We start from the raw sequence: 12471 nt of genomic DNA on the forward strand, positions 1-12471 counted from the left end.
ATTATTATAGTTTATACAACTTTTGCGGATGCTGTTCGGCATGATTTAATATCAAATTTAATATATAATTGTTAGAAGAGTAGATTGATAAGTTTTCTTTTACGGGATTTAATCCATCTTGTAAATAATTTTTATCAGTAAAATAACCCATGCCGTAAAATTTGCCTTTTTCCACTACCAAACAACTTAATTCATCCTCTTTTCGGCCATCATCTACTAAGGCAAAGCTGGGTTGTAAATTTTCAATTTCTGACAATGCTGTATTTATTCTTTTATTATAAATGGCGACAGTTTCTATCCCGCTACAAGCGCCAAAGCATTGCCCGTTTTCGTGCGCGGTACATTTGGTTGTGGTTTTTTGTAAGTAACAGAGCTTGGCACAAAGCTGATAATGATCGATTAAACGGTTTAAAAAATTATATCCTTCTAGTAAATTATTAAAACTTTGCAACGCTTTATTGTTCTTTTTGTGCTTGTCAATAGCTAAGCGGAGGTATCCATTTTGATCCTCAAAAACATATAAATCATACTTATGCTCATAACGTTTTAATGCGCGATTATTTTCTGGCCACAAGCGTTTAATCTCACTCGCTTCTAATATAAGAGCCATCAACTCTGTGCCACAAACCACATGGTCTATGTCGTAAATATCACGTAAAAAATCTTGTCGTTGCTTATTCGGTTTGTTGCCTGTAAAATGGCTGGTTACTCTTTTCTGTATTTCTTTGGCTTTACCAACGTAAATAATTTTGCCTTTCTTATCCTTAAAATAATATACGCCCGGTTGATTTGGCAAACTCAGAATTTTCTTTTTATCTAAATGTGGTGGCAAAACTTGCTCTTTCGATGTTTTCTTCAACATCTCGGCAATAATTCCTTCTCCATCATTTGCCAACAGCATATCAAATAAAATACTTGTAGCATCTGCATCTCCCGCAGCCCGGTGTCTATTTTCAATCGGTATTTTAAGCGCGGTGCAAAGTTTCCCTAAACTGTAAGATGCCTTACCTGGCAACAACTTTCTACTTAAGCGTACGGTACAAAGTTTTTTACATTGTAAATCGAAGCCAGCTGCAGAAAGATGGTATTTAATAAAAGAATAATCGAAGTTTACATTATGTGCCACAAACACCTTATCACTAAGTAATTGGTAAATTTGTGGCGCAACTTCATCAAAAGTTGGCGCATTGTGAAGCATCGATTTATCGATGCCTGTTAAAGCCGTAATGTAAACAGGTATTTCTTGCTTCGGATTTATAAGTGTGGTAAAACGTTCGACAATTCTTTCGCCATCGTGAATGTTTATGGCAACCTCGGTAATTCCATTCGCCGAAGCATGCCCTCCGGTGGTTTCAATATCTACAATTGCATATAACATTTTACGATGATTTTAATACAAATTTATGCTAAAAAATTTAGTATTTAAAGTATTAAAATCAATATGTCTCTATTTTATTTTTCCGGCTATTTTTTTAAAAGCAAATCTTTCTTTTATTGCCTTCAAATAATTGTTGAAGGTATAGTCAGATTTTTTTTAATTTGTGCGTTGCCCGATGAAAAATCGGGCCCGGGCTGTCTGGGGGTTCGCTTCGCTACCGTGCCAATAAAAAATTGGCACCAAGCCCCGCCCATCTCTAACGCCAGCATGGCTTATAATAAAATCACGAAAAAAACTGACTATTAGTTAACTTCGACAATTTATAAATATACCGTCAGAAATTGTCAGCCAAGTTTTGAGATTTACTTCTTATTAAACAGCTTACTCAAATTCGTTTTTACCCCAACAGAAATTGGTACCGTATTGAAACTACGATTTTGAATTTTACTTAAACCGTACATATAGTCAGCTTCAGCAAATAAATTTGCACCTCCAATGTTATATTCTAAACCTGCACCGGCTTCTATAATGCCCATACTATTCGATTTATTATCCATATTAACTTGCAAAGTACTTGTGTTAACGGCTGCCTGCGAGGTTAAAATAATACCGCCACCAGCACCTGCAAAACCATAAAATGCCCATTTATTTACTATTTTTCTATAGCCCAACGCTACATTTAGCAAATAAGTTGTGGCTCTACCTTTTTGTACGGTATAAGTATAACCTGCATCTGGCGTAATTTGGTTAAAGCCAAAGGCATGTAAACTTACCTTTGGATATAAAAATAATCCGCCCTTGCCAATACCAAAATTTAGACCAATAGAACTCGAAAATTTTGGTGTTAAATAATCGGCAGTTTCTCCAACGGGAATGGCAAAACCTACGCCACTAACGGTGTATAATTTGTCTTGTCTGTTGTTTTGGGCATTCGCACGGATAGAAAATGAGATGCTTATTATAGCAATCGAAGTAAGTAATTTTAATTTCATGTATGTTGGATAAGTAATTCGTTTATTTGGTTTAATGCCTTTAAATAGGATATTGGTATTTTTTATTGTTATGATTTTAATCTAAAACGACTAAGTTAATAAGTTTAGGTAATGTGTATGTGATTGTTAAGATAGCTACTTAACACATAAGGCAACTAGAATGTTTCATTTCGTTAATTTTGATTTTTTATAAACATATTGTGCTAATTAAAGTTTAATTATAAACCCAAATTAAATGGCAGATTTACAAAAACTACTACTCGGAAGTGAAGGATGGGATTTTATTCCTGAAATTCTTCTTCGAACTTTAATTATGTACATCATAATTTTGTTCAGTTTGCGTTTGCTCGGCAAAAGAGGGGTAAAGCAACTTTCGGTTTTCGAGCTTGTAGTAATTATAAGTTTAGGTTCGGCAGCGGGCGACCCAATGTTTTATAAAGAAGTAGGTTTAGGTTCGGCGATGTTGGTGTTTTTTATGGTGGTATTGGCTTACAAAACAACATCGTACCTTGTAGGGAAGAGTAAAAAAATAGAGAAATTAATTGAAGGGGAATGCACTTGTTTAATTAAGGAAGGTACTTTCTCAATCGATAACTTTAAAAAAGAATCACTGGCTCAGGATGAGTTTTTTGCCGAACTTAGGCAAAAAAGTATTTCTCATTTAGGACAAATAAAACTTACACTTATAGAAACATCTGGCGAAATGAGCGTGTACTATTATAGTGATGAAGACGTGAAATATGGTTTGCCAATTCTACCTGATTTGTTTAAAAATCGTGCTGAGGAGATTAAAGAGGAAGGTATTTACTCCTGTGCTTTCTGCGGAAATACTTTAAAATTACTGCCCACAAAACAAATTTTATGTAGCAGGTGCAACAAAACAAAATGGGTTAAATCTTTAAATGAAAAGAGAATTACATAAACATTTGCAGTTGGTAACACTTTAATTTAGGTATTTTAGCGCATAGAATTGCTTTTGATTAGCTTCTCGTTCATTGTTTAATTTTTAACAATATTTTTAATGCCAAATCCCTATGAAAAATAAAATATTCTCTGCTTTATTCGGAATCGTTTTTGCGATTCAATTATATGGTATTTACGAAACAGACCAATCATTCGCAATATTCTCTAAACCGCTAATCGTGATTACTTTATTGGCGTGGTTATTTGCGAGCACCAATTTAAAGGGTCGATTTACAAAGCAGATTTTTATAGGGTTGGTTTTTGCCCTTTTAGGTGATATACTTTTAATGTATGTAGATGTATCTGATCGTTTTTTTATTTACGGATTGGTCGCTTTTTTAATGTGTCACATTTTTTATATTCGGGCATTTTCATTGGATCATAAATCAAACCCCGATCATAAAAATCCATATTTTTTATGGGCGGTGGGCGCTTTTTCTGTATTTTGTACCGGATTATTTTTTTACTTGCAACCTTATTTAGGAGGATTACAATTTCCTGTTTTATTAAATGCGATTATTATTTCGGTGATGGCCATAATGGCTGTTAATCGATACGGAAAAGTTAATATTTTAAGTTTTAAGCTTATTGTAATTGGTGCACTCTTTTTCTTGCTGTCTGATGCTGTTTTGGCTGTAAATAAGTTCGTTCAGCCGATTCCAGAAAGCAGGGCATTGGTTATGGCTTCGTACATGATTGCACAGTTTTTAATCGTTTATGGTACAGTTACAAGAAAATTGGTAGTAACCAGAACAGAGATTTAGGTTTTGTGAGGATAGTGGTGTTAATTGGCGATTTCTAAAGTCTAGATGCTGTTTCGGGTTAGAACTATCATCACCCTTATCCGACAGTCATCGGATTCAGTTTAGGACCTTTATAGCATGAAAGATGCTGAAATAAATTCAGCAAGACGACAGGCCTAAGCGTAACGCTAATAAAGCATGATCTTCAATAAAACAATTATCGAACGCAGATTATTAGAACAACTCGCAATTTTCTACTCCCTCCTTTACACGCTTACCCAACTCATAACTCGTCACTAAAAACACAGCATGACGAAAGTCTTAAGTGTAAAAATAATGGAGCATATTTTTTGATAAAACGATTATCGAACGGAGTTTGTTAGAACAACTCGCAATTTTCTACTCCCTCCTTTACACGCTTACCCAACTCATAACTCAGCACTCATAATTCATCACTAAAAACAGAGCAAGACGACAGGCATAAGTGTAACGCTAATAAAGCGTGATCTTCAATAAAACAATTATCGAACGGAGTTTGTTAGAACAACCCGCGATTTTATACTCCCTCCTTTATACGCTTAACCAACTCATAACTCAGCACTCATAACTCATAACTCAAAACTCATCACTCTTTTTCTTCTTGTCTAGCACCGTAAAAACCTGCACCAATCTTTCGCCGTTTTCATCAACCAAAGTAAGCGTATGCTTTCCTGGTGGCGGACTAACAGCCAGCTGATGGTAATTAATTGTTGTGGCGATAAACTCACCGTCAATGTGCCAAAATATTTTAGATCGTGGATTTCGATGTGCTACATTTAATACAATTTTCCCTCGTGTACCATCCAACTCCAAAGGGATATAAACCACCGCGTCATTTTTTGGATAAATAAGCTCCATAATATTTGTTGAGCCATTTGCATCGCATCCCGCCATAAAAGGAGGCAAATCTTTATAGTCGCTATTTTTTATTTTGTAGTAATATTCCATCGCCGGTGGCAATATAAACCAGTTTTTATGTTGCATATTCGAAACACTTTCACACTGATCGGTTACACGATATTTCCCTGTTCTATCTAAATGGATGAGCTTGTGGAAAGGACAAACCACAGTTTTCTCACCTCCAAATGGAACAAGTTCTTCTGTTACATCGGTACAATAATCGCCAGCTTTATAACCACTTTGCTTGCAAACTTTAATCTTTTTGAGCTTGCTTTTTGGTGTTTCAAACCATTTTCCGTTCGGCAAAAGCCTAAAAATATCAAATAGGACAGGAGCAGCGGCTTCAATGCCCACCAAGCCCGGTCTGCCTTCTCCATCGGCGTTGCCAACCCAAACACAAACTACATAATTTGGCGTTAAGCCAACCGCCCAAGCATCTCTAAAGCCAAAGCTTGTTCCTGTTTTCCAAGCCACACGTTGCGATGATGAAAATTGTTCCCACAAGCCTTCATCTCCAGGGCGCATTACTTCTTCCATGGCGTTAAACGTGGCCCAAATAGAACCGTGATCGATGTATGAATTAAGTTGCTCGTCTTTTTCTGGTTTCTGTTTAGGTTTAATGTAATTTGCTTGGTCGTAATCATGCGCATTATAAAGGCCTTTATAGGTATTAAAGTGATCGAGCGTTCGCACCATACCCATATAGGTATTTGCCAAATCCCACATAGTCACCTCACTGCCACCTAAAATTAACGATAATCCATAATGATCGGCGGGTTGATTTAGCGTACCAATACCCATTTTTTTAAGTTTATCGTAAAACCTTTGGTATTTGTATTGTTGCAACATTTTTACTGCCGGAACATTTAACGAGCGACTTAAAGCCTTATCGGCAGCAATGGCGCCATCGTAACCTAAATCGTAGTTTTGGGGCGCATAACCCGAAATTTGCGTGGGCACATCAGGCACTAAAGTATGCGGTAAGAGGAAACCATCGGTTAACATACTGGCGTAAAGAAAAGGTTTTAATGTACTTCCCGGACTTCGGGGTGCTTTTATCATATCTACATGACTCTCTAAAGCAGCGTTTTCGGGTTGATAGATGTTGCCTACGTAACTCACCACTTCGCCAGTTCGGGCATCTAAAACCAAGGCAGCAATATTGTTAATATCGTTCGCTCGGTAACGGTTGTTGTAGCGGGTTAAAATAGAATTAACTTTTAACTGAATATCTTGGTTTAACGTAGTGGTAATGCGTGTAGAATTTACTTTTAGAGCCAACCTTTCTACTTTAAAACGATTTAATAAATGTGGAGCATCTTGAGGCAGTGCAATAGGCTTACCAGGAATGGGCTCGAGTTTGGAAAGGTTTGCCGTAGTTTGATCGATGTATTTAAGTTGTACTAATTTATCCAGTAAATCATTTCTCTTTTTAATTAAACGAACTGCATTTTTACCAGGATGAACCAACGAAGGACTATTTGGAAGCACGGCCAAGGTTGCCATTTCTCCCCACGAAAGTGTTTTGGCATTACGCCCGTAATAACGCCAACTTGCAGCCTCTAGGCCGACAACATTACTTCCAAAAGGTGCATTTGCAGCGTAAAGTCCAATTATTTCTTCTTTCGAGTATCTAATTTCAAGTCTGAAAGCCAATATTATTTCTAAAAATTTCTGCCAAACGGTTCGGTTCTTTTGTCGAGATAGGCGAATGATTTGCATGGTAAGTGTACTGCCACCGCTAACAATCCCTTTGGCTTTAAAATTTTGTTTCATTGCCCGGCTCATCGCAATAAAATCGACTCCGAAATGGCTGTAAAAGCGTTTATCCTCAAAGGCAATGATACAGTCTTTAAACTTCACAGGTACAGAGTCGGCTAAAGGAAAACGCCATTGTCCATCGCTTGCGATTGATGCACTTAACAAATTGCCGTTACTGGCTTCAATTACGTAAGAAGTAGGCGATTTAAAAAGTTTGGTGGGCAAGCAGAAAAGAAAAAGCATCAATAGCACCAAGCAAATTGCATCAGAAATAAATATCGCTTTATTGTGTTTGAACATTTTTGCTTTTTAGGGGTAACATTTTTATTAAACGATTGATATAAAGTTAAATCATATCAATCATGGAAAAAATAACTACTTTTTTAAAATTCTCAATTGGTTTTATCCGCTTTATAATGGTAAACGTTTGGCCAAGGTTGTAAATTTTGGTATTATCCAAATATAGCCAAAGCAAAGTTTATTAAATAGAAATAATAGCCAACAAAAAGCGCCAAGAAAAAATTCTTAGCGCTTTTTAAAACTTAATCAAAGTCTCCTTCAGGGGATTTAGGGGTTAGTCTCCGTCATATTTTCCTTTGTAGGCATTATAATCTGCCATTCTATTCTGCTCTTTATAAAGTGCTATTAATTTGTTGTAAGAATTAATTGCTCCAGATCTGTAATTATCAACAGCTTCCCGCCACTGTTTTTCTGCATTTTTCAAATCACCTTTAGCATAATAACTGCATCCTAAAATATGTTTTGTAGCCACATCGCTAGAATCTTTTAATAAATATTTTATGGCGTTATCATAATCGTTAATTTTGTAATATGCGCTCCCCAAGCTGTAAACAATTTCTTTGTTGCCTTTATCCGCAAGAGGTTTGCTGTATTTAATTACATCAGCGTAATTTCCATCCCTCAAACTTCCACTCGCCAAATACTCAGTCGCCTTAACGTTTCCTTTTTGAAAGCTTTTTATATACCATTCTTTCGCTTTGTCTGGTTGGTGTTCATTATCGTATAATAACGCCAACTTATTCATTGCGGTTTCGCTTCCTTCGGCAATAGCCTTTTCATAATAAGTAACTGCTTCGTCGTTTTTACCATCTTTATATAGTTGGTCGGCTCTATCTTCACTAGAAGAATTGCAACTAACAAAAAATACAGTTATTAAGCCTAATGCAATATTTTTAAAATATTTCATAGTGGTTGTTTTTAAAATGAAATTCTCGACGCTGTATAAAACTTACTCAAAAGTCCCCTTTAGGGGATTTAGGAGTTAATAACCCAGTATTTTCAAAACCTGCTTGCTATTCTGTTCCTCACCAAAAACCTCGAAATTGAAACTTTCATCGCGATTTCTACGGATTAAAACATGCTTCGGACTCGGCAATAAACAATGGTGAATACCGCCGTAACCGCTTAAAACTTCTTGGTAAGCACCGGTGTGGAAGAATCCTAAATACTGCACCTTTCTTGTTTTAGGCATAAAAACACTGTTCATGTGCGCTTCCTGATTGTAATAATCCTGTCCATCACAGGTTATTCCACCTAAGTTTACACGCTCATATTCAGCATCCCAGTTGTTAATCGGTAGCAAAATATATTTTTGGTTTAGCGCCCAAACATCAGGTAAATTGGTGATAAAAGAACCATCCAACATTAACCATTTCTCACGGTCGTTTTGCTGCTTACGGCCTAAAACTTTATATAAAATTCCCGAAGCCTCAGCCACAGTATATTTTCCAAATTCGGTAATAATATCTGGCTCCATTACTTCGTGGATGGCACATATTTCTTTAATCCGTTTAACAATTTCGTTTACCATGTACTCGTAATCGAAATCGAAAACCAATGAATCTTTAAATGGCATACCGCCACCAATATCCAAGGTATCTAAATCAGGATTAATTTTTTTGAATTTGCAATAAAGCGTTACATATTTCTCCAATTCATTCCAATAATATGGCGAATCGGTAATACCGGAGTTAATAAAAAAGTGCAATAACTTTACACGAAAATTTGGGTTTGAAACGATTTTACTGTTGTAAAAATCAATAATATCTTCCATACGAACGCCTAAACGCGAAGTATAAAATTGCGAATCTGGCTGTTCTTCGGCTGCAATGCGGATGCCTAAATTACACGGCGTATCCATCTCAACCTCATCATCAAAAAGGTTAAATTCTTCCTTATTATCTAAAACCGGGATGATGTTTTTGTAGCCATCGTGCAACATATCAATAATATATTGCTTGTATTGATAGGTTTTAAAACCATTACAAATGATGGTTGTATCCTTAGTTAAATGCCCTTTTTTCTCTAAAGCATCTACCATTGGCATATCAAAAGCCGAAGACGTTTCTAAGTGAATGTTGTTCTTCAGTGCTTCCTCTACAATATGTTTAAAGTGCGAGCTTTTTGTGCAATAACAATATTTGTAATCGCCACGGTAATTGTTTTTTAAAATGGCAGTTTGAAAAAGAATCTTCGCTTGCTGAATTTTCTTACTCACCATTGGTAAGTACGTGAAACGTAGGGGAGTACCATAAGTTTCGATCATTTCCATCAGGTTTAAATCCTGAAAATATAATTCATCATCTATAACATCAAAGCCCTCCTGTGGAAAGCCAACGCTTAGATCGAGAAATTCTGAATAACTCTGCATTTACTTATTAAATAATTTTTTTTTGCAAAAATGTAATTTTAAATCGAGAATTAATCGTTATTAACAATATTTTTAATGTGCAGATGCGTATTTATTGCTTGTAAACAATAAAAATTGTTACCTCAAGTCAGCACCAATGATTTTTTTTGGAAAACCAAGGTTTGGTGCACTGAACTCCGTGCAGTCCCGCTATACATTCCAAGCCGATGAAAAATCGGGCTTTCCATTGCTATCGGGTTTAGGTGGCAGGGCCTGATTTTCAATTATCGGTTTGGCGTAAATTAACATTTGTAGATTTTTCTTTAATACCTGTTTCTGACAGAATTTCGAATTTGTAGGTTTGTCCATCGGCTTTAACATTTATAGATTTACCACTTATTTTATAGTTTCCTCTATAAACTATATCCCCACCTGGTAGTATATCGGTGACATTTCCAGGGTTTAGTGTTAACTGATATGGATTATCTTAAAATGAAGCTGATGTTCTCTTCCAATCGCCTTCCGAAAATTTCTTTACAGAATCGATTTTAAGTTGATCTTTTTTGCACGAACTGAAAGATAATGTAATTAGAATAATTACAATCGACGTGATTACTTTTTTGAGTGAAGTAAATTTTGAGTTCATATTTAATTGGTTTGTACTTAGTAAAACGAGAATCTGATATGAAATGCTACAATTATCATCATTTGTTCTTTCGTCATTAAGAGTTCTGCGAATATTCCAACTAAATGGTTGTTGAGAAAAGATTTTTTTAGAGATTCAAATGCCTCTCTAATTCATCATCTAAACAAACGGTTATCATTTGATATTCCACTTTAACAAAATCCGACAAATTTAATTATTATAAGCCTTTTAGCCAGATACCTAACTCTTTGTCGCTAATGTTTGCTTGGTCAGCTTTATCATAAATACAAAGGAGGTAGATTTTCGTATCAGTCACTTGTAAGTGCGTAATTACCCTAGCACCACCACTTTTGCCTTTTCGTTTCGAAGAGATGGCTAAACGTATTTTGTAGCAGTTGTTGCCAATGTTTGTACCCTGTGTAGGATTTTCTTTTAGCGAGTTAATGAGTGTTGCAAACTCTTCCTTTAGAGACGGAAATTTTTTGGCTAATCGTTTTAATTGTTTACTAAAATAAGCTGTAACTTCAATATTATAACTCATTCAATAGTTCTTCAGCAGTTTTTAGTTTGATTTTCCCTAGTTTAGCTAATACAACCTCTTCTGCAGAAGCTTGTAATTCTTTAAATAATTCTGCCTTTGCAGTACTTATCGGTTCGGTTTTTACAAAGGATAAACTTTGAAGTAGTTCCATCACAAATTCTACTTTATTATCCTTTATATCCAAAATCACTTTCATAATGTCATTATTTAATTGCGTGCGTTATTGTTGCGGCTGTATTTATAATTTCTATATCTATTACAGTAGAAAGATACTTAATTTTTTAAGTATACGAGTTATCTATTGCAGCCGAATAATTAATAGTAATACAAATTTAAGTAATATAGTTTATCAAAAGAAATATGAGCTAATCTAAATCTCTGTTGGTCAGTGAATGCTTCCTTTGCTTATCGACCTAAAGATTTAGAATTTTATGATCAACTTTCTGGATTCAATACTCTCAATGACGATAAATTGGTACGGTGCGTAGATCTACCCTTTCCTTAAATACTTAGTCAAAATCACGATTGTTTGTCCTTCTACTTTACCTTCAATTTGTTCGGTATTATCATGTACCAAACGAATGCTTTTTACCACTGTACCTAATTTAGCACTCAAAGTAGAGCCTTTAACATCTAAAGTCTTAATTAAAACAACGGTATCGCCTTCATATAAACGGGTTCCGTTGCTATCTTGGTGAAATTCTACTGTTGCATCTTGCTCATGATCGCCAGTTTTTTTGGCTAATTCTAAAGTATCATCGTCTAAATACAAAATATCCAAAGCATCGCTTGCCCAGCCTTCGTTACGCAATCTGCTCAACATTCTCCAAGCTACAATTTGCACCGGCGTAAATTCAGACCACATGGTATCGGTTAAAACCTTCCAATGTTCGGGATCAATTTGTTCGCTTTTCTCAATCTGATCTAAACAGGTTTTACAAACTAAAATATTGTTATCGGCATTTGCATTACTTGTCGGTGGCACTTCGTAAACCGATAAATTTTTATCAGAGGTGCATAATTCGCATGTATTGCCCGATCTAGTTTCTAGTTGTTGCTGTAAAGACATAGTGTTGGTTTTCGGCGAAAATACGAAATTTAAAGGATTATCGGTCTATTTTACCACAGAGAACACGGAGGTTTGCACGGAGAAGTAGGTGGATTTCGGCTTTTATTCGCCTTTGGTTGGTGTTATCACCAACCAAAAGGGAACGATGTATAAAAAGCGGGAGAGATTTCTCCTCGTGAAAAACTCCTTCGAAAAGACGATCAATGGGGTTAGTCTACGTCTTATCGTGTGAGCATAGCGACGAGATATCTGTTCGTTTTTGTGCACTGCTGGTAAGTTAGCAACTGCTTTTTAACTTGGAGATTTCTCCTCGTGAAAAACTCCTTCGAAAAGACGATTAATGGGGGTTAGTCAACGTCTTATCGAGTGAGCATAGCGACGAGATATCTGTTCGTTTTTGTGCACTGCTTGTAAGTTAGCAACTGCTTTTTAACTTAAGGATTTCTCCTCGTGAAAAACTCCTTCGAAAAGACGATTAATGGGTTAGTCAACGTCTTATCGAGTGAGCATGGCGACGAGATATCTGTTCGTTTTTGTGCACTGCTGGTAAGTTAGCAACTGCTTTTTATCTTAAGGATTTCTCCTCGTGAAAAACTCCTTTGAAAAGACGATTAATGGGTTAGTCAACGTCTTATCGAGTGAGCATGGCGACGAGATATCTGTTCGTTTTTGTGCACTGCCTTTAAGTTTCGAACTGTCCCATTTAGTGCAAGCAAATAATTGGTAATTCTAGCGCATAGCGTCCCGCTTGTGCTAAATTTAAACAAGTTTTAGTCTTTTTCGGTTGTT

General features: G+C 35.9%; 12 protein-coding genes. 2 read left to right on the plus strand and 10 right to left on the minus strand.

Annotated features, from left to right (window positions below; genetic code table 11):
- Window positions 1-4: 4 nt before the first annotated feature.
- Window positions 5-1378, minus strand: coding sequence for an exonuclease domain-containing protein (locus EZJ43_RS10225; RefSeq protein WP_133262615.1), 1374 nt, complete (start codon window positions 1376-1378; stop codon window positions 5-7).
- A gap of 362 nt (window positions 1379-1740) precedes the next feature.
- The gene (locus tag EZJ43_RS10230) at window positions 1741-2370 is read right to left on the minus strand and encodes an autotransporter outer membrane beta-barrel domain-containing protein (protein ID WP_133262616.1); all 630 of its coding nucleotides are present in this window, start codon (window positions 2368-2370) and stop codon (window positions 1741-1743) included.
- A gap of 235 nt (window positions 2371-2605) precedes the next feature.
- Here EZJ43_RS10230 and EZJ43_RS10235 point away from each other — a divergent pair, with 235 nt between their 5' ends.
- Window positions 2606-3292 (plus strand): DUF421 domain-containing protein, encoded by a 687-nt coding sequence (locus EZJ43_RS10235; RefSeq protein WP_207924607.1) that lies wholly within the window; start codon window positions 2606-2608, stop codon window positions 3290-3292.
- A gap of 112 nt (window positions 3293-3404) precedes the next feature.
- Window positions 3405-4097: a lysoplasmalogenase gene (locus EZJ43_RS10240; protein WP_133262617.1), complete on the plus strand. Its 693-nt coding sequence runs from the start codon at window positions 3405-3407 to the stop codon at window positions 4095-4097.
- A gap of 594 nt (window positions 4098-4691) precedes the next feature.
- On the opposite strand, the gene pbpC is transcribed toward EZJ43_RS10240, so the two are convergent.
- The 8 genes from pbpC to EZJ43_RS10270 all read right to left on the minus strand — a co-directional run bounded on the left by pbpC (window position 4692) and on the right by EZJ43_RS10270 (window position 11682).
- Window positions 4692-7076: a penicillin-binding protein 1C gene (gene pbpC / locus EZJ43_RS10245; protein WP_133262618.1), complete on the minus strand. Its 2385-nt coding sequence runs from the start codon at window positions 7074-7076 to the stop codon at window positions 4692-4694.
- 274 nt (window positions 7077-7350) lie between these two features.
- Window positions 7351-7983 (minus strand): tetratricopeptide repeat protein, encoded by a 633-nt coding sequence (locus EZJ43_RS10250; protein ID WP_133262619.1) that lies wholly within the window; start codon window positions 7981-7983, stop codon window positions 7351-7353.
- A 75-nt stretch (window positions 7984-8058) separates the two neighbouring features.
- On the minus strand, window positions 8059-9447 hold the full coding sequence (locus EZJ43_RS10255) for an arginine decarboxylase (protein WP_133262620.1): 1389 nt from the start codon (window positions 9445-9447) through the stop codon (window positions 8059-8061).
- 189 nt (window positions 9448-9636) lie between these two features.
- Window positions 9637-9795 (minus strand): hypothetical protein, encoded by a 159-nt coding sequence (locus tag EZJ43_RS17145; protein WP_165953138.1) that lies wholly within the window; start codon window positions 9793-9795, stop codon window positions 9637-9639.
- Between the two features lie 118 nt (window positions 9796-9913).
- Window positions 9914-10072 carry a hypothetical protein gene (locus tag EZJ43_RS17150; protein WP_165953139.1) on the minus strand — a complete coding sequence of 53 codons (159 nt, stop codon included), beginning with the start codon at window positions 10070-10072 and terminating at the stop codon, window positions 9914-9916.
- A gap of 217 nt (window positions 10073-10289) precedes the next feature.
- Window positions 10290-10613, minus strand: a complete 324-nt coding sequence (locus EZJ43_RS10260; RefSeq protein WP_133262621.1) for a type II toxin-antitoxin system RelE/ParE family toxin — start codon at window positions 10611-10613, stop codon at window positions 10290-10292.
- On the minus strand, window positions 10603-10809 hold the full coding sequence (locus EZJ43_RS10265; RefSeq protein ID WP_133262622.1) for a hypothetical protein: 207 nt from the start codon (window positions 10807-10809) through the stop codon (window positions 10603-10605). The genes EZJ43_RS10260 and EZJ43_RS10265 overlap by 11 nt, the downstream gene beginning before the upstream one ends.
- 294 nt (window positions 10810-11103) lie before the next feature.
- Entirely contained in the window at window positions 11104-11682 is a 579-nt protein-coding gene (locus EZJ43_RS10270; RefSeq protein WP_133262623.1) for a PhnA domain-containing protein, read from the minus strand.
- Window positions 11683-12471: the final 789 nt, after the last annotated feature.

The organism is Pedobacter changchengzhani (genome assembly GCF_004354365.1).
Classification (GTDB): domain Bacteria; phylum Bacteroidota; class Bacteroidia; order Sphingobacteriales; family Sphingobacteriaceae; genus Pedobacter; species Pedobacter changchengzhani.

Excerpts from the sequence above, each read along its gene's own strand:
- pbpC (WP_133262618.1), bottom strand. The coding sequence starts at position 7,076 with ATGTTCAAACACAATAAAGCGATATTTATTTCTGATGCAATTTGCTTG.
- EZJ43_RS17145 (WP_165953138.1), bottom strand. The coding sequence starts at position 9,795 with ATGGACAAACCTACAAATTCGAAATTCTGTCAGAAACAGGTATTAAAG.
- EZJ43_RS10225 (WP_133262615.1), bottom strand. The coding sequence starts at position 1,378 with ATGTTATATGCAATTGTAGATATTGAAACCACCGGAGGGCATGCTTCG.
- EZJ43_RS10270 (WP_133262623.1), bottom strand. The coding sequence starts at position 11,682 with ATGTCTTTACAGCAACAACTAGAAACTAGATCGGGCAATACATGCGAA.
- EZJ43_RS10235 (WP_207924607.1), top strand. The coding sequence starts at position 2,606 with ATGGCAGATTTACAAAAACTACTACTCGGAAGTGAAGGATGGGATTTT.
- EZJ43_RS17150 (WP_165953139.1), bottom strand. The coding sequence starts at position 10,072 with ATGAACTCAAAATTTACTTCACTCAAAAAAGTAATCACGTCGATTGTA.
- EZJ43_RS10265 (WP_133262622.1), bottom strand. The coding sequence starts at position 10,809 with ATGAAAGTGATTTTGGATATAAAGGATAATAAAGTAGAATTTGTGATG.
- EZJ43_RS10230 (WP_133262616.1), bottom strand. The coding sequence starts at position 2,370 with ATGAAATTAAAATTACTTACTTCGATTGCTATAATAAGCATCTCATTT.
- EZJ43_RS10260 (WP_133262621.1), bottom strand. The coding sequence starts at position 10,613 with ATGAGTTATAATATTGAAGTTACAGCTTATTTTAGTAAACAATTAAAA.
- EZJ43_RS10250 (WP_133262619.1), bottom strand. The coding sequence starts at position 7,983 with ATGAAATATTTTAAAAATATTGCATTAGGCTTAATAACTGTATTTTTT.
- EZJ43_RS10255 (WP_133262620.1), bottom strand. The coding sequence starts at position 9,447 with ATGCAGAGTTATTCAGAATTTCTCGATCTAAGCGTTGGCTTTCCACAG.
- EZJ43_RS10240 (WP_133262617.1), top strand. The coding sequence starts at position 3,405 with ATGAAAAATAAAATATTCTCTGCTTTATTCGGAATCGTTTTTGCGATT.